The following is a 16,977-nucleotide window of genomic DNA, read 5'->3' as shown; positions in this document are numbered from 1 at the left end:
GGAAATTGTCGGTGGTGGTGGCTATCGTTCCGCTCATGACCACATTGACCGACCGCACGAAGACCGCCCTGCTCGTCGTCGACGTCCAGAACGGGGTGATGTCCTCGGCCCACGACCGCTCGTCGGTGCTGGCCAACATCGTCACCCTGGTGGACAAGGCCCGCGCGGCAGGCACGGAAGTGGTGTGGGTGCAGCACACCAGCGCCGAGCTGCCGCGCGACAGCGAGCAGTGGGCATACGTCCCCGAACTCGCGAGGCGCGAGGCGGAACCGCTGGTGCACAAGGAGTACGGCGACTCGTTCGAGGCAACGAACCTGGAGGCGGTGCTGGCCGAGCGCGGCGTGGGCTCGCTGGTGGTGGCGGGCGCGCAGACGGACGCGTGCATCCGGTCCACGCTGCACGGGGCGTTGGCGCGGGGGTACGACGCGATGCTGGTGTCGGACGCGCACACGACGGAGGACCTGTCGGCGTACGGTGCGCCGCCGCCGGGTCAGGTGATCGCGCACACGAACATGTACTGGCAGTACCAGACGGCACCGGGCCGGACGGCGGGCACGTTGACCACGGAGGAGGTGGAGTTCGGGGTGACGACACCGGCTTGAGGGTGAGTGTTGGGCTGCCGGGCGCGGTCGCGGCGGGGTGGTGCGGTCCGGCGGCGGCCGGGATCGGCGGGCCGCCGGGTCTGGGCCAACGGCCGGGCTGCCGGCGAGGTTGATTCCGGGCTGGGTGAAATCGGCGGCGGGCGCCGTCCGGCGGCGCTCGACCGGCTGGATCGCGGGACGCAAGTCCGGTAGCCCGGCCCGCTGAGCCGCTGGGCGCGGCCCGGCCGGCAGGGCGCAGGGACCGGTCCGGCAACGCTCGTCCTCCCGCGGCCGCGGGCCGCCCGCTCGCGACCCCGCGGGATCACCGGGATGCGGTCAGGGGCCAAGCCCGGCAGGACCGCTCGGCGCGTCCCGGCCGCTCGGCGCGTCCCGGCCGCCGGGCGCAACTGACCACCGAGAGCCGCAGGCCGCGGGGCGCGGTCGGTGCGCGGCAACCCCGCGCGCGGCAAGCTCACCCGAGCCGTGCGGCCAGCTACTCCTGCCGCACGAAGCCGTAAGCGCGCTCCACCCTCGCCACCTCGATGTGGTAGTTCGCGTACCACGCCTCCCGCCCCCGCCGCTGCGCCTCCAAGTGCTCCGGGTGCTGCTTCCAAGCCGCGATCGACTCGGCATTCTGGTAATACAGCACCGTCAGCTCCCGCCCATCCGCGGCAGTACGCGACTCCCGGCCCAGATACCCCGGCTGAGCGCGCCCCAGCTCGGCCATCCGCTCGTCCATCGCCGCATACCCGTCCAGGTTCGACTCGTCCAAGGCGCTCGTGATGATGACCGCGTAGTACGGCGGTTCCGGTCTCGTGAAGGACACCGGCGGAGCCTAAGCCGACGGAAACCGGTGCCCCAAGCGGTTTTCTCACGCGCCGCGGAGGTGGTCGCGCAGGGCTCGGGCGACGCGGGACATCAGGACGTCCGCCTCCGGCTGGACGGCCGCCGGGACGCGGGATTCCGTCAGGGCCACCACGGCGAACACACCGCCGTCCGCGTGCTCGACCACGCCCGCCTCGTGGCGCATGTTCAGCAGCGTTCCCGTTTTCGACGACCACTTCGCCGCGTCGGAGGCGAAGTCCGGGGTCAGGCGGTGGCGGATCACGTTGTTCGCCATCAGGTCGCGGACACCCGCCGCCACCACCGGGTCGATCTTCGACGGGGTCCACAGCGCCTGCAGCAGCTCCAGCAGCGCCCGGGCGGACGCCGTGTTCGCGCGCGACACGTCGAGCTGGGCCAGGCGGTGGCCCTGGCCCGCCGTTCCCGCGCTGATCGCCAGCGCGTGGGCCAGGTCGGCCTCGGCCGCGTCGAAGCGCTCGGCCGGGGTGTCCACCAGGTCGCGCAGCTCGTGCCGCAGCGCGATGCCGGTCAGGCCCCAGCCGGTCAGCAGCGCCGCCACCTCGGCCGGGGGCGTCAGGCCGAACAGGACGTCGGCCGCCTGGCCGTCGCTGAGGCACGTGCTCAGGTACAGCAGGTCTTCGACCGCGATGCGGGCCGGGTGGCGGAAGCGGGTCACGCCGATCGGGCCGGGGGTGGTGACGCGGCCGGGCGGGACGTCCAGCTGGGTTGCGCCGTCGAGCTCGCCGCGGCGAATGCGCTCCAGCGTCGCCGCCGCCAGCGGGACCTTGACCAGGGACGCGATCGGGTACTCGCGGTCCGGGTCGATCCCGATCTCGGCGCCCGTCCGCAGGTCGCGCACCAGGAACGAGCCGCGCAGGCCGCCCTCGGCCAGCTCCGCCCGCAGGTCGCGCACCAGCGCTTCGGTACTCACGAGGCAGCCCCCAGACAACGCCCGACGGCCGCGTGCAGCACCGTGCGCAGCCGCTCGGCGTCTTCACCCAACGTCGCCGCCACACCGTAGCCGCGTGCCAGGTCGAGCTCGCCGATCGGCCGCCAGTGCAGGCCGAGCTCGCCGGCCTGCGCGACCGAGCAGAGCAGCAGGTCCGCCGACGCGAACACCTCCGCGGCCGCCGCCGTCAGCGAGCCGGCCACCGCGACCTGCGCCGGCTGGAGCCCGACGGCGTCGCGGACCCGCAGCACCCGGTCGCGGAGGTGCGGGACGTCGTCCTCGGGCTGGATCCACACGCGCCGGCGCGGACCGCCGGACCGGCCCGCCCGCAGCGTCTCCAGGTGCACGACCCGCGCCCGCGGCGGCGCCACCCCGGCGACGCCGAGCGGCACCGCCCACACGCCCTCCTCGGCCGGGACGGCGGCGAGCGCGGCCCGCACCTCGCTCGTGCGGACGAGTTCGGCCCGCTCCCCCGGCTCCGCGGCGCGGAACTCCAGGTGCACCTCGAGCGCGCGGGCTTCGGCGGCCAGCTCGGCGAGCTCCCGCACCCCGCTGGTACCCGGCACGGCCACGCGCATCGGCCGCAGCCGCGCGCGCTGGGCGTCGTGCTCCAGCGAGTCGGCCAGCCGGACAAGCCGCTGCGCCGCGGGCAGCACGTCGCGCCCGAACGCGGTCAGCCGCGCGCGGCGGGTGGTGCGGTCGAAGAGCCGCTCGCCGAAGTGCCGCTCGAGCGCGGCGATCCGCCGGCTCGCGACCGGCTGGGGAATGCGCGCGAGCGCGGCGCCCGCCGTGAAGCTCCCCGTCTCGCTCACGCTCACGAACGCCCTGCAGCCGCCGACCAGGTCCACGACCTCACCCTATGCGATTCCGGCATCAATCGGCGCGTTTCCGTCTTGGACAGCATGAGCGAACGCGGTGAGACTGCGGATGTCGATCAAGACCGGAAGGAAGCACCGTGCCGTTCCCCCACGTCCGGTGGGCCGCGCTCGCCGCGCTGGCCCTCGTCCCGCTCACCGCGTGCGCCGCGGAACCGCCGGCCGCGCCACCGGCGCCGGCACCGTCGTCGACGTCCTCGGTCGCGCTGCCCGACTTCGCGCCGCTCGAACGCGAATTCGACGCCCGCCTGGGCGTGTACGCGATCGACACCGGCTCCGGCCGCGAGATCGCCCACCGGGCCGACGAGCGGTTCGGCTACGCGTCGACGCACAAGGCGTTCTCCACCGCGGCCGTCCTCCAGCGCACGAGCATGGCGGGGCTGGCGAAGGTGCTGCCCTACACCAGCGCCGACGTCCAGCCGAACTCGCCGGTCGGCGAAAAGCACGTCGGCACCGGGCTGTCCCTGCGCGACGCGATCGACGCGGCGTTGCGCTACAGCGACAACACCGCCGCGAACCTGCTGTTCCGCGAGCTGGGCGGCCCGGCGGGGCTGGCCGCCGCGTTGCGCGGGATCGGCGACACGACCACGCACGTCGACCGGATCGAGCCGGGCCTCAACGACCTGGCCCCGGGCGACATCCGCGACACGAGCACCCCGCGCGCGATGGCGGCCGACCTGCGCGCGTTCGCCCTCGGCACGGCGCTGCCCGCCGAGCAGCGGACGTTCTACACGGACACGATGCGCGCCAACCGCACCGGCGACGCGGTGATCCGCGCGGGCACCCCGGCCGGCTGGACGGTCGCCGACAAGACCGGCACGGGCGCCTACGCGACGCGCAACGACATCGCGGTCGTCTGGCCGCCGGGGCGCGCGCCGATCGTGCTGGCGGTGATGTCCGACCGCAAGACCGCGGACGCCGAGCACGACGACCGCCTGATCGCGCAGGCGGCGAAGCTCACCCTCGACACCTACCGCTGACCGCCCGCAAGTCCGGGTGTCAGGACTCGGCAACGTCGAGCCGGCGCGGCGGCGCGCTTGAGCGGCCGTGCCACCGGTGTCGATCAGGTGTGGCGGCGGATCGCCCGCAACGGCCAACTCGGCGACCGGAACGGCCAACACACCGGAGACCCGGACGTGTTGGCCACTCCGGTCGGCGCGAACCCCGAATCGCCAACAGCATCGCCTGAGGAGATGAAAGGGTCGTTCATGGCGTCTGGCGACATGAACGACCCTTTCATGACATCCCCGCGGCGCCCGGCAGACCACGCGGCCAGGAGTCCGGGTGTGGTGACCGGCCAGAAGAGCCGCGCCACCTCCGCGTCGACCTCGTCGAGCCACGCCGCGCGGGTCTCGGCACCGGCGTCGGCCACCACCCGCAGCACAAGCCGCCGCACCTCCGGCTCGCCGAGGTACGGGGCGAGACACCGCCGCCAGATCGCGTCGAGCGGGTCGCCGAACAGCGTCCGCTCGCGCTCCTCTGTCGTGTCCGAAGTGTTCACCACCAGCAGCCGCCGCAGCGACAGCAGCGACTCGGGCGCGCCACCGGCGGAGGAGAGCCGGTACGCCACACCCGGGACGAGGATCCGGTCGAGCCAGCCGCTGAGGATCGCCGGCGGCTTGCCCCACCAGTTCGGGTGGATCGCGACGAGCCCGGCCGCGTCGCGCAGCTCCTCGCGGTGGCGCCGCACCAGCGGGTCCGGTTCGGCGGCGAGGAAGTCCTCCGCCCGGGTCCCGCTGGTGTAGGCCTCGTCCGCGGTCAGCACCGGGTCGAAGCCTTCGGCGTACAGGTCGTGGAACCGCACCGGCACCCCGGCCCGCTCCAGCGCCGCGACGACCCGGTCGGCCAGCGCGTGGTTGAAGCTCCCGGGCCGCGGGTGCGCGAGCAGCACGACGACCGGTGCGGTCATCCCGTCATCGCCACCAGGATGCGCCGCTTGCCGGTGAACGGCTCGCGGCCGTGGGCCATCAGCATGTTGTTGATCACCATGATGTCCCCGCTCTGCCACGGGAACGCGTAGCTGACCTCGTCGTAGACCTCGCGGACCTTCTCGAGGTCCTCGACCGGGATCGGGCTGCCGTCGGCGAAGTAGGCGTTGCGCGGCAGGTCGGCCTCCGGGTACAGCTCCAGCAGCGCCTCGCTGACCTCCTCGCCCAGGCTCGAGACGTGGAACAGGTTGGCCTGGTTGAACCACACGGTGTCCCCGGTGTGCTCTTCCACCACGAACGACGGCCGGACGTGCCGGGTGCGCAGCCCGTCCTCGGTCCACTCGAACGTCTGGCCGTTGCGCGCGCAGTAGTCCTCGACGACCGCGCGGTCCTCGGTCTGGAACGCCTCCTGCCACGTCAGCCCGAGACCCTCCCGGAACGCCCGCGTGTACGTGACGCCGCCGGCGAACCGCTCGCGGAGGTCCGCCGGCAGCAGCCGGAACATCGCCCGGCTGTCCGCGATCGGCGTGGCCCCGCCGGTTTCGGCGGCGGTGTCGCACAGGAAGAACAGGCGCGCGGGCCAGCTCGCCGAGTACGAGTTCTCGTTGTGCATCGGGATCGACTCGGCCGGCGGGTACTCCGTCGAGGTGTAGATGTTGCCCGCCACGTTCGAGCGCGGCGTCGACCGCTCGGTGTAGGTCAGCAGCGCGCCGCCGATCGTCTCGGTGACCCGGTTGAACAGGTCGAGGTCGGCGGGCAGGCCGCGCAGCAGGATCGCGCCGTGGTCGCGCAGGTGGTCCCGCACCGCCGGCAGCTGCGCCTCCACGGCCGCGAAGTCCGCGGCGGCGAAGACGGCGATCTTGGTGTGCTCGTTGCCCTGCAGCTGCCCCAGCGGCGCCGCGAGATCGGCGGTCATGCTTCCTCCAGTTCGAATCGGACAAGCTTCGCGGCTTCGGCGTGCAGCGCGGCCAGGTCGTCGAGGTCGGCGAACCCGGCGACGAGGACGTTGACGGCGTAGATCTCCTGGTCGTCGCTGAGCACCTGGCCGGGGGAAACGATGGTGACGACGTCGAGGACCTCCGGCAGGTCCGCGACTTCCGCGGTGCCCTCGACGCGCACCAGCCGCCCGGTGCCTTCGGCGTAGACGATCAGGTAGCCGACCGGCACGGGCAGCCCGGTCCCGCGCGCGGGCGGCGGGGTCCCCAGCGCCAGGGACACGGCTTCGGCGGTGACGTCGATGCCAGTCGCCAGCCGCAGCAGGGCCGGTTGCGCGCCCCCGGCGGGACGGCCGGCGTTGACCTCGACGACCACCGGCCCGAGCGCGGCGTCGTCGATCACTTCGACGTGCGCGCACGTCGAGTCCAGGCCCAGGGCCAGCACGGCCGCGGTCGCCGCCTCGGTGATCAGCCCGGCTCGCTCGCCGGAGAGCCCGAACGGCGGGCAGACCATGCCCAGCTCGAACTTCCGCTCGTCGATCAGCGGCTTGCCGACCACGGTGACGGGTTCGGCCACGCCGTCGCGGACGAGCACGTCCACCGCGTACTCCGGGCCGTCGAGCAGGCTCTCGACCAGGAAGACCCGCAGCGGGTCGAGCGGGCCCGGCAGCACCCGGTGGTAGCGCGCGTCGGAGTTCTCCGGCAGCCGGGTGGCCAGCAGGTGGTACGCCGCGACCAGCTCGTCCACAGTGGACACGGTGCGGACGAGGGTGCTCGCCGCGCCGTTGACCGGCTTGACGATCGCCGGGAGGCCGACCTCCGCGGCGATCCGCGGTGCCTCGGCCGGGTCGGCGAAGAGCGCGGCCCGCGGTCCCGGCAGCCCGGCCGCGGCCAGTGCCTGCCGGACGGCGAACTTGTTGTGCGCCCGGGTGAACACCGCCGCCGGGCAACGCGCGACGCCGAGCAGCTCGGCGATGCGGGCGGTGCTCGCGATGATCCCTTCCGCGGCGGTCAGCACCGCGTCCGGCTGCCGGTCCCGGAGCGCTTCGGCCACCGCGGGAGCGTCCCGGACGTCGTCGACCACGACGAAGCCGTCGACCAGCGACCCCAGCTCGGCCCGCTCGCCGTCGGCCAGGGGCTCGGTGACCAGCTCGGCCCGCCACCCGGCGGCGCGGACGGCGGCCGCGAAGTCGCCGATCCACTGCCCGCGCGTCTCGCGGACGATGAACGCGGTTTTCACGCGACCTCCAGGCGGATGAGCTTGCTGGCTTCGGCGTGCAGGGCGGCGAGGTCCTCGTGGTCGGCGAACCCGGCGACGACCAGGTTGACCGCGTACGTCTCCTGCTCGTCGGTGAGCACCTGACCGGGCGAGACCGTCGTGACGACGTCGACGACCTCCGGCAGCGCGGCGACCTCGTCGAGGCCGCCGATGCCGGTCAGCGTGCCGGACCCGGCCGCGTAGAGGATCAGCATGGCCAGCGGGATCGGCAGCTTCGCCGGTTCCCGCGCGGGTGGCGGGGCGCCGAGGGCGAGGGCGGTCAGCTCGGCGAAGACGTCGACGCCGGTGCGGAGCTTGGCCAGCAGCGGCATGATCGAACCCGCCGGGCGGCCCGCGTTGACCTCGACGATCGTCGGGCCGCGCCGCTCGTCGTCGATCACCTCGACGTGCGCGATCGTGTTGTCCAGGCCCAGCGCGAGCACCGCCGACGACGCTGCCGAAGCCACCAGCTCAGCCCGTTCGCCGGAAAGCCCGGCCGGCGGGCACGACAGGACCAGCTCGAACTTGCGCTCGTCGATCAGCGGCTTGTCGAGGATCTCGACCGGCTCGGCGACGCCGTCGCGGACCAGCACGTCGACCGCGTACTCCGGGCCCCGCAACAGGCTCTCGACGAGGAACGTCGCGGCCGGGTCGATCGTCCCCAGTGGACGGTGGTAGCGCGGATCCGCGGACTCGGGCAGCCGCGCCGCCAGCAGCTCGTACGCGGCCGCCAGCTCGTCCACAGTGGACACCGTGCGCACGAGGTTGCTCCCGGCGCCGTTGACCGGCTTGACGATCGCGGGCAGCCCGACCCGTTCGGCGACGGAGGCCGCTTCGGACGCCGAGGAGATCAGCGCCGCCGCGGGACCCGGCAGCCCGGCCGCCGCCAGCGCTTCCCGGACCGCGAACTTGTCCGCGCACAGGGCGAACACCGACGCCGGGCACCGCGCGACGCCGAGCAGCTCGGCGACCCGGGCGGTGCTCGCGATCGCCCCGTCGGAACCGGTCAGCACGGCGGCGGGCACCCCGACCGCCGAGCGGATCCGGGCGGCGACCGCTTCCGCGTCGTAGACGTCGTCGACCGCGATCACCTCGTCCACTACCCCGGCCAACGACGCCTCGTCCACCGGCGGCGCGAGCAGCACCGCGCGGTGCCCGGCGGCGTGCACCGCGGCGGCGACTTCGCCGACCCAGTGCCCGCGGGCTTCCCTGATCAGCACGACGTCGCTCACGCGGCCTCCTTCCCGGCGAGCTTGCGCTCCCGTTCCTGCGCGCCGACGAGGTCGTCCGGCAGCGAGTCCGGCACCTCGGTGTCGAAGCGGCGCAACAGCTTCACGGCGAACCCGCCGGCGTTGATCAGCAGCAGGATCAGCGCGTAGACGACGTACGCGAGCCCGACCCCGCGGCCCTCGCCGGTGCCCAAGACCGTGCCGACGGACCCGGCGAGCGCGCCGCCGGGGGCGAGCAGCGGCGAGAACCAGCCGACCGCGAGCGGGGCGAGCACGGCGAACCCGATCGGCAGCGTGGACCAGGTGATCGTCTGGTTGATGGCGAACACCCGGCCGTGGTAGCGCTGCGGCACCTTGACCTGCACCAGCGTCGCGTAGATCCCCTGCGACACCGCCATCGCCGCGGCCAGCAGGAACACGCCCGCGGCGACCACGACCAGCGACGGCCGCAGCCCCATCACGAGGCTGCCGAGCGCGATGCCGACGTTGCCCACGAGCACCCCGACCATGCGCCGCCTGCGCGGGCCGCCCCACAGCGCCATGCCGATCCCGCCGGCCACCGCGCCGACCGCTTCGGCGAGCGCGACCTGAGCGACGTCGGTGACCGTGCCGAAGGACAGCACCAGCGGCGAGACGAGGACCAGCGCGGGGGCCAGGAAGACGTTGGCCAGCGCGAAGTACAGCAGCATCGTGCGGAAGCCGCGGTGGTTCCACGAGTACTTCAGCCCGCCCGCGATCGCCGTCAGCAGCGGCTCGCGCGGGCGCCAGCCGAGCAGGTCGGGGAACCGGACGAACAGCAGGCTGACGATGGCGAACACGTAGCTCGCCATGTCGAGGATCAGGATGCCGCGCAGCTGGATCGCCGCCAGCAGCCCGGCGGCGATCACCGGCATCAGCAGCTGCGCGAAGCCGTTGGACAGCTGGGCGAGGCCCATCGCGTGGCCCAGGTACTGCTTGGGCACGAGCTGCGCCACCGACGACTGGTAGGCGATGCGCTGGATCGAGCCCGCGACCGAGCCGAGCGGGATCAGCACGTAGAGCCACCAGAGCTGGAGGTTCCCGACGGTCAGCAGCAGCGCGAGCGCGAGCTGGATGACGCCGGCGATCGCGCTGGCCGCGATCATGATCTTCCGCCGGTCGCCGCGGTCGACGAGCGCGCCCGCCACCGGCAGGACCAGCACCCCGCACAGCAGCGCCAGCGCCCAGAGCAGGCCGAGGTCGGTGACCGAGCCGGTCCGGGTGTAGAGCCAGATCGGGACTGCGAACGACGTCAGCGCCGAGCCGGTCGAGGACACCAGCTGGCCGATCGTGACCGTGACGAACCGGCCCATGCTCGGCTTCACCGCGGGCTTCTCGTCCACTTCGGACCGGTGGGTGTCGTGCACCGCCCAGCCCGCCGACTCCTCGCGCGCCGAAACGTGCAGGCCGCCGGGTTCGTCCAGGACGGGGTGCACCCGGGTGAGGATTTCCGCCAGCTCTTCCGCGCGGTAGCGGAGGAAGAAGTGCCCGGCCTGGTCCAGCACCACGAGCCCGGTGCGGTCGGTGAGGAACTCCCACTCGCGGTAGCGCTCGGCGTAGTAGTCGGTGACCGGGTCCTCCGAGCCGACGACCGAGATGATCGGCGCGCGCAGCTTGGCGACGCGGGCGTCGAGCAGGCCGCTGAAGTACTCCTCGGCGGCGCGGCTGTCGGCGCGCATGTTGCTGATGATCCGGTCGGCCTGCGCCGGGTCGAGGTCGTCGGTGTCGACGCCCATGCCCTTGAGCCAGTTCGCGTAGTACCGGTTGCTGCGCAGCTTCTCCAGCCGCGTCCGCAGCGTCCCGACCGCGCCCTTGATCCGCGCGAACGGGAAGATCGCGCCGATGTGCACGACCTCCAGCTCGCGGCCGCGCTCCTCGAGCCGCCGGGAGACGCCGACGGCGAGGGCGTTGCCGACCCCGCAGTGGCCGTAGATCGCCAGCGGCCCGTCGATCCGCTCGAGGACCTCGTCCGCGAGCCGCTCGACCAGTTCGTCGAAGGGCACGGCTTCTTCGGACAGGCCGACGTCGTGGCCGGGGATGGCGACCGAGAACAGCGAATACCCGCTGGGCAGCGCGTCCGCGAGGGGCTGGTAGACGATCGCGCTGCCACCACCGTACGGGAAGCAGACGTAGGTGAGCGTCGGCTTCGCGACCGGCTTGGTCAGCTCGTACAGCAGGTGGCCCGAGTCGTCGCGGTCGCCGTCGAGGAACACCGCCAGTTCGCGGATCGTGCGGTGCTGGAACAGGTCCATCACGCCGGCCTGGTGCCCGGCCTTTGCGATCCTCGCGACCACCTGCGTGGCGAGCATCGAATGGCCGCCGAGGTCGAAGAAGTCGTCGTCGACGCCGAGTTCTTCGACCTTGAGGACGTCCCGCCAGATGTCCGCGAGCAGGACTTCGAGCGGCGTGGACGGCTCGACCAGCGCGGTGCTAGCGTCCCGGCCGGCGACCGGCGCGGGCAGCGCCTTGCGGTCGAGCTTCCCGTTCGGCGTCAGCGGCAGCGCGTCGAGGGTGAGGAAGGACGGCGGCACCATGTAGTCCGGCAGCGTCTCCTTCAACGCGGTCCGCAGGCCGTCCGCGTCGCCGATCACGTAGCCGACCAGGCGCTTGTCCCCCGGCGTGTCCTCGCGGACGAGCACGACGGCGTCGGCCACGCCGGGTTGCTCCCGCATCCGGGCTTCGATTTCGCCGAGTTCGATGCGGAGGCCGCGCAGCTTGACCTGGTGGTCCAGGCGGCCGAGGAACGCGATCGTGCCGTCGGCCCGCCAGTGCGCAAGGTCACCGGTGCGGTACATCCGGCCGCCGTGGAACGGATCGGCGACGAACCGCTCCGCCGTCAGCTCCGGCCGGTTGTGGTAGCCGAGCGCGAGCCCGGCGCCGGCGATGTGGAGCTCACCGGGCACGCCGACCGGGCACGGGTTGCCGCGCTGGTCGAGGACGTAGATCCGGAGGTTGCGGATCGGCGCCCCGATCGGCACGGACGCGACGTCGGAGAGCGCTTCGGCGGTGCAGTGCCAGGCGGTGACGTCGATCGCGGCTTCGGTCGGGCCGTACAGGTTGTGCAGTTCGCAGTGCGGCAGCCGCCGGACGAACTCGCGGGCGGTGTCGAGCGGGAGTTCCTCGCCGCTGCAGACCACCCGGCGCAGCGCCGTCACCGACTCGATGCCGGGCTCCGCGAGGAACAACGTCAGCATCGACGGCACGAAGTGCGCGGTCGTGATCCCCTCGGTGTCGAGGAGTTCACGCAGGTACGCCGCGTCCTTGTGCCCGCCGGGTTCGGCCAGCACCAGCCGGGCACCGGTCATGAGCGGCCAGAAGAACTCCCACACGGAGACGTCGAAGCTCGCCGGCGTCTTCTGCAGCACCGCGTCCGAGCCGTCGAGCCCGTACTCGCGCTGCATCCAGTCGAGCCGGTTGACGATGCCGCGGTGCCCGTTCGGCACGCCCTTCGGCCGCCCGGTGGACCCCGAGGTGTAGATGACGTACGCGGGATCGTCCGCGCTCGCCAGGGGTTCCACCGGCTCGGCCGGACCGCTGATGTCGTCGAGGACGACGACGGTGGCGGCGCTCGGCGGGAGGCTCTCCCGGAGCGCGGCCTGGGTCAGGACGACCGGCGCGGCCGCGTCTTCGAGCATGAACGCGAGCCGGTCCGCGGGGTACTCCGGGTCGAGCGGAACGTAGGCGCCGCCCGCCTTCAGCACGCCGAGCAGGCCGGTGACCAGCTCGAACGAGCGGTTCGCGAAGACGCCGACCAGCGTGCCCGGTCCGACGCCCAGCTCACGCAGGCGGTGCGCCACGCCGTTGGCGCGGGCGTCGAGGTCCCGGTAGGACAGTGAGTCACCGCGGAACGTCAGCGCGGGCGCGTCCGGCGTGCGGGCCGCCTGCGCTTCGACGAGCGAGTGGAGCGTGCCCGGCGGGATCTCCCCCGCCGTGTCGTTCCAGCGGTTGAGGACCAGGTCGCGCTGGTCCCCCAGGATGTCCAGTTCGGACACCGGTCGTGTGGGGTCGGCGGTGATCGAGCGCAGCAGCGTGACCAGGCGCCCGGCCATCCCGGCGACGGTCTCCGCGCCGAACAGCGCGGTGTTGTACACGAACTTGGCGATCAGCCCGGACTCGACCTCGATGGCGTGGAACTCGAAGTCGAACCGCGTTGCGGGCAGGTCCATCGGCAGCCAGCGGAAGTCCACTTCGGACTTACCGGCCGTGCCCAGCCGGCCCATCTCGTAGTTCTGCAGCACGAACATCGCCTGGAACACCGGCGAACGGCTCACGTCCCGCGGGACGCCGAGGGCGTTCACCAGGCGTTCGAACGGGACGTCGGCGTGGTCGAACGCGTCGAGCACGTGCCGCCGGGTCCGCGTCAGCAGCTCGGTGAAGCCCGGGTCGCCGTCGAGCTGGGCGCGCAGCGGCAGCATGTTGATGAACATGCCGACCACGCCTTCCAGCTCGGGCAGCCCGCGCCCGGCCGACGACGAGCCGACGGCGAAGTCCTCCTGACCGGAGTACCGGGACAGCAGGACCTGGTAGGCGGCCAGCAGCGTCATGAACAGCGTGACGCCGTGCTCGCGGCTCAGGTCGCCGAGCGCCCCCACGAGGTCCTTTTCGACGAAGAACTCGTGGATCGCGCCGTCGAACGCCTGCGTCGCCGGCCGCGGCCGGTCGGTGGGCAGCTCCAGGGGTTCGACGCCGCGGAGGGTTTCCTGCCAGTGGTCGAGCTGCCGGTCCAGTTCGGCGCCGGTCAGCGTCCGGCGCTGCCAGTGCGCGAAGTCGCCGTAGCCGATGGACAGCGCGGGCAGCGCGGCCGCCGTCCCGTGGTAGGCCGCCGCGAGGTCGCGCAGCAGCAGGTCGACCGACCAGCCGTCGCCGACGATGTGGTGCGTGCACACGGCGAGGAGGTGCTCGTCGTCGCTCACGCGCACCAGGGTCGCGCGCAGCAGCGGGCCGGAAGCCAGGTCGAACGGCTCGGCCGCGGCGGCGTCGACCGCGGCACGGGCGGCCTCCTCGGAACCCGCGTCCACAATGGACAAGGGAACCGTGACGACCGGTTCCAGGCGGACGGACGGCTGGCCGTCGTCCCCGGCCGGGAACCGCATGCGGAGAGCTTCGTGCCGGGCCGGGAGACTGTCCAAAGCGGACTGCAGGACGCCGACGTCGAGCCGTCCGGTGAGCCGGATCGGCACCGGGATGTGGTACGACGTGGTCCCGGGCGCGAACTGCTCCATGAACCAGACGCGTTCCTGCTGGTACGACAGCGGGACGGGGTCGCCGTCCGGCCGCGGGGTGATGGTCGCGGCGGGCTCGGCGCGCCGCCGCAGCCGCCGTTCCAGCAGCGCCCGGCGCGCGGCCGCGCTGCTGGTCTCGTCGATCGTCGTCACGCCTGCTCACCTTCGGCCAGCTGGGCCCGGACCTCTTCGTCGCTGAGCTGCTCGAGGTCGGCTTCCAGGCGGCGTTCGACCTCGGCGGCGAGCCCGGCCACCGTGGTGAACGAGAACAAGCCGCGGACCGGCAGCTCGACGCCGACCTGCTTGCGGATCCGGGCCATCGCGCGGATCGCGAGGAGCGAATTGCCGCCGTGGGCGAAGAAGTCGTCGTGCACGCCGAGCTTCTCGATGCCCAGCAGTTCGCCCAGCACCTCGGCGACCAGCTCTTCGGCCGCGGTGCTCGGGGCCACGTACTCCGTTTCACCACCGAGTTGCGGATCCGGCAGCGCGGCCCGGTCGAGCTTGCCGCTCGCCGCCACGGGCAGCGCTTCCAGCGTGACGAACACGGTCGGGACCAGGTAGTCCGGCAGCGTGGCCCGCAGCGCTTCGGCCGCGCCGTCCGCGTTGCCGACGACGTACCCGACGAGGGCGCCCTCGCGGACCACCACCGCCGCGTCCCGGATCTCCGGCAGCTCGCGCAGCGCCGCTTCCACCTCGCCCGGCTCGATCCGGAAGCCGCGCAGCTTGACCTGGTCGTCGGTCCGGCCGAGGTACTCGAGGGTGCCGTCCCGGCGCCAGCGGGCGAGGTCTCCGGTGGCGTACATCCGCCCGTACGGGCCCTCCGGGAACCGCTCGGCGGTCAGTTCGGGCAGTCCCAGGTAGCCGTGCGCGAGCTGCGCCCCGGCCAGGTGGAGCTGGCCCGCGACGCCCGGCGGCACCGGCCGCAGGCGCTCGTCGAGGACATAAGCCCTGGTGCCGGGAATCGGGCGGCCGATCGGGACCGGCCCGTCGACCGGGCCGTCCAGGCGGTGCGCGACACAGCCGACGGTCGCCTCGGTCGGCCCGTACTCGTTGGTGACGGAGATCCCCGCGAACGGCCGCACGGCCTCACCCATCAGCGCTTCCCCGCCGAGCACCAGGTCCCCGGTGGGGTACGACTCCTCCGGCAGCACGGCGAGGTGCGTCGGGGTGGCCTTGACGAAGTCCGGCCGTCCGGTGTCCACGATGGAGCCACCGGCGGTGAGCGGGCCGAGCAGCGTCGTGACGGTCAGGTCGAACGACGCCGACGTGTGCAGCAGCGCGCGTCCCGCGAGACTCGGGTACGCCTCGCGCGCCCAGCCCAGGTAGGTGGCGAGCGCCCGGTGGCCGATCTGCACGCCCTTGGGGCGGCCGGTCGAGCCGGAGGTGTAGATGACGTAGGCGACGTCGTCGGCGCCCGGCTGGGCGGGGTTCTCGTCTGACGACTCCGCCCACACCGCCGGATCGTCGAGGGCGAGGGTGTCGGCGGCCAGGGTCACGGCACCCGCGGTCAGCACCACGCGCGCCCCGGCGTCGGCCAGGACGAGTTCCTGCCGCGCGGCCGGGTTGGCCGGGTCGAGCGGGACGTAGGCGGCGCCGCTCTTGAGCGCGCCGAGGATGCCCACGACGAGGTCCGCGGAGTTCGGCGCGCACACACCGACCACACCACCGCTCCCCACGCGGTGCGCGACCCGGTTGGCCCGCGCGTTCAGCTCGGCGTACGTCAGGACCGTGCCGCCGAGATCCACCGCGACGGCGTCCGGCGTCGCGCGAACCTGGTCCTCGAAGCGCGCCAAGAACAACGGCGCGTCCGAAGTGGACGAGCCGCTCCACGATTCCACCTGGGCGCGCTCGGCTTCCGACAGCAGCGGCAGGTCCGCCACGGCGATCGAGGCGTCCTCCACCGCGGCCACCAGCACCCGCAGGAACCGGTCCACCATGGACTCCGCCGTCTCGCGGTCGAACAGGTCGGTGCGGTAGAGCAGCCGGCCGCCGGTCGCGGTGAGGTCGATGGCGACGTCGTCCTTGGCGGTGGCGTAGCGGACCGGCTCGATGCCCGAGTCGGGGATGAAGTTGAAGCCGAGCTGGTAGAGCGCCTGCACCGCCGGGTCGCGTTCCGGGCGGACCTCGTCGGCGACCAGCTGGAACGGCACGCGGCCGTGCTCGATGGCGTCGAGCACCGCGGTGCGGACCCGGCCGACCAGCTCGGCGAACGCGGGGTCGCCACCGCAGTCGACGCGGATCGCGAGCTGGTTGACGAACATGCCGATCAGCGGCGCGAGCTCGGGCAGGTCACGGCCGGCGACCGGCACCCCGACGACGATGTCGTCCACTCCGGACAGTCGCGAAAGGAGTGCGGTGTACCCGGCGAGCAGCACCATGAACGGGGACGCCGACAGCTCGCGGCCGACTTCGGCGACCCGGTCGAGCAGGCCGTCCGGCAGGGTGAAGTCGACCTGGCCGCCGTCGAACCCGAAGTCCGCGGGCCGCGGCCGGTCGGTGGGCAGGCTGTGCACCGGCGGGAGCCCGGCGAGCCGCTCGCGCCAGTAGTCCAGCTGCGCGCGCACGACCGGGAGCTGGCCACGCTGCCACGCCGAGTAGTCCGCGTACTGGATGGCCAGTTCGGGCAGCTTGGGCAGCCGCCCTTCCGCCACCGCGTTGCAGGCTTCGTTCAGCTCGTTCGCCAGCACCAGCACGGATCCGGCGTCGAACACCGCGTGGTGCACGACGAAGGTCAGCAGCCAGTCGGCGTCGCCGAGCCGGCAGAGCTGGGCTCGCCACGGCGGCGCCGCGTCCAGCGGGATCGCGCGGCGGGCGATCGCCTCGGCCAGCTCGGCCGCCCTGGCTTCAGGCGCGGCGACGTCACGCAGGTCGTGCACCTCGACGTCGATCGGGACGTCGGCGTGCACCACCTGGACGAGCTCGCCGCCGTCCATCCGGAACGCCGTGCGCAGCGCCTCGTGCCGTCCGACGACCACGCCGAGCGCGGCCCGCCACTGCCCCTCGGTGAGCGGCAGGTCCTGCCGCACCTGGCAGGGCAGGTTGTACACCGGGGACGCCGGGGCGAGCTGGTTCGACAGCCAGATCCGCTCCTGCCCGAACGAGGCCGGGAACGTCCATTCCTTCGTGTCGGTCATGTCTC

Annotated in this window: 11 protein-coding genes; 2 read left to right on the top strand and 9 right to left on the bottom strand. The window is 73.1% G+C overall.

Annotated elements, in window-relative coordinates:
• Positions 1 to 35 precede the first annotated feature (35 nt).
• Positions 36 to 602, top strand: a complete 567-nt coding sequence (locus tag EIY87_RS45010; RefSeq protein WP_125316211.1) for an isochorismatase family protein — start codon at positions 36 to 38, stop codon at positions 600 to 602.
• Positions 603 to 1,074: 472 nt separating this feature from the next.
• Here the strand turns inward: EIY87_RS45010 and EIY87_RS45005 are convergent, their stop codons facing one another.
• The 3 genes from EIY87_RS45005 to EIY87_RS44995 are packed head-to-tail and all read right to left on the bottom strand — an operon-like array spanning position 1,075 to position 3,221.
• On the bottom strand, positions 1,075 to 1,407 hold the full coding sequence (locus EIY87_RS45005; RefSeq protein ID WP_125316210.1) for an antibiotic biosynthesis monooxygenase family protein: 333 nt from the start codon (positions 1,405 to 1,407) through the stop codon (positions 1,075 to 1,077).
• 45 nt (positions 1,408 to 1,452) lie between these two features.
• Positions 1,453 to 2,355 carry a serine hydrolase gene (locus EIY87_RS45000; RefSeq protein ID WP_125316209.1) on the bottom strand — a complete coding sequence of 301 codons (903 nt, stop codon included), beginning with the start codon at positions 2,353 to 2,355 and terminating at the stop codon, positions 1,453 to 1,455.
• On the bottom strand, positions 2,352 to 3,221 hold the full coding sequence (locus tag EIY87_RS44995; RefSeq protein WP_125316208.1) for a LysR family transcriptional regulator: 870 nt from the start codon (positions 3,219 to 3,221) through the stop codon (positions 2,352 to 2,354). Before EIY87_RS44995 ends, EIY87_RS45000 begins: the two co-directional genes overlap by 4 nt.
• Before the next feature lie 107 nt (positions 3,222 to 3,328).
• Here EIY87_RS44995 and bla point away from each other — a divergent pair, with 107 nt between their 5' ends.
• On the top strand, positions 3,329 to 4,228 hold the full coding sequence (gene bla, locus EIY87_RS44990) for a class A beta-lactamase (protein ID WP_125316207.1): 900 nt from the start codon (positions 3,329 to 3,331) through the stop codon (positions 4,226 to 4,228).
• A gap of 83 nt (positions 4,229 to 4,311) precedes the next feature.
• Here the strand turns inward: bla and EIY87_RS44985 are convergent, their stop codons facing one another.
• From EIY87_RS44985 to EIY87_RS44960, 6 genes are read right to left on the bottom strand one after another with little or no spacing between them, the layout of a single operon-like run.
• Positions 4,312 to 5,157, bottom strand: coding sequence for an NAD(P)H-dependent oxidoreductase (locus tag EIY87_RS44985; RefSeq protein WP_225440425.1), 846 nt, complete (start codon positions 5,155 to 5,157; stop codon positions 4,312 to 4,314).
• Entirely contained in the window at positions 5,154 to 6,092 is a 939-nt protein-coding gene (locus tag EIY87_RS44980; protein ID WP_125316206.1) for a TauD/TfdA family dioxygenase, read from the bottom strand. The genes EIY87_RS44985 and EIY87_RS44980 overlap by 4 nt, the downstream gene beginning before the upstream one ends.
• A complete protein-coding gene (locus tag EIY87_RS44975) occupies positions 6,089 to 7,351 on the bottom strand; it encodes an ATP-grasp domain-containing protein (RefSeq protein WP_125316205.1) in 1,263 nt (420 codons plus the stop codon). The genes EIY87_RS44980 and EIY87_RS44975 overlap by 4 nt, the downstream gene beginning before the upstream one ends.
• Entirely contained in the window at positions 7,348 to 8,601 is a 1,254-nt protein-coding gene (locus tag EIY87_RS44970) for an ATP-grasp domain-containing protein (RefSeq protein WP_125316204.1), read from the bottom strand. Before EIY87_RS44970 ends, EIY87_RS44975 begins: the two co-directional genes overlap by 4 nt.
• Positions 8,598 to 13,991 (bottom strand): non-ribosomal peptide synthetase/MFS transporter, encoded by a 5,394-nt coding sequence (locus EIY87_RS44965; protein WP_125316203.1) that lies wholly within the window; start codon positions 13,989 to 13,991, stop codon positions 8,598 to 8,600. Before EIY87_RS44965 ends, EIY87_RS44970 begins: the two co-directional genes overlap by 4 nt.
• The gene (locus EIY87_RS44960; protein ID WP_125316202.1) at positions 13,988 to 16,972 is read right to left on the bottom strand and encodes a non-ribosomal peptide synthetase; all 2,985 of its coding nucleotides are present in this window, start codon (positions 16,970 to 16,972) and stop codon (positions 13,988 to 13,990) included. The genes EIY87_RS44965 and EIY87_RS44960 overlap by 4 nt, the downstream gene beginning before the upstream one ends.
• Positions 16,973 to 16,977 lie beyond the last annotated feature (5 nt).

This window comes from Amycolatopsis eburnea (assembly GCF_003937945.1).
In the GTDB taxonomy this organism is placed as follows: Bacteria; Actinomycetota; Actinomycetes; order Mycobacteriales; family Pseudonocardiaceae; genus Amycolatopsis; species Amycolatopsis eburnea.
This window is presented reverse-complemented; position numbering and strand designations above follow the sequence as displayed.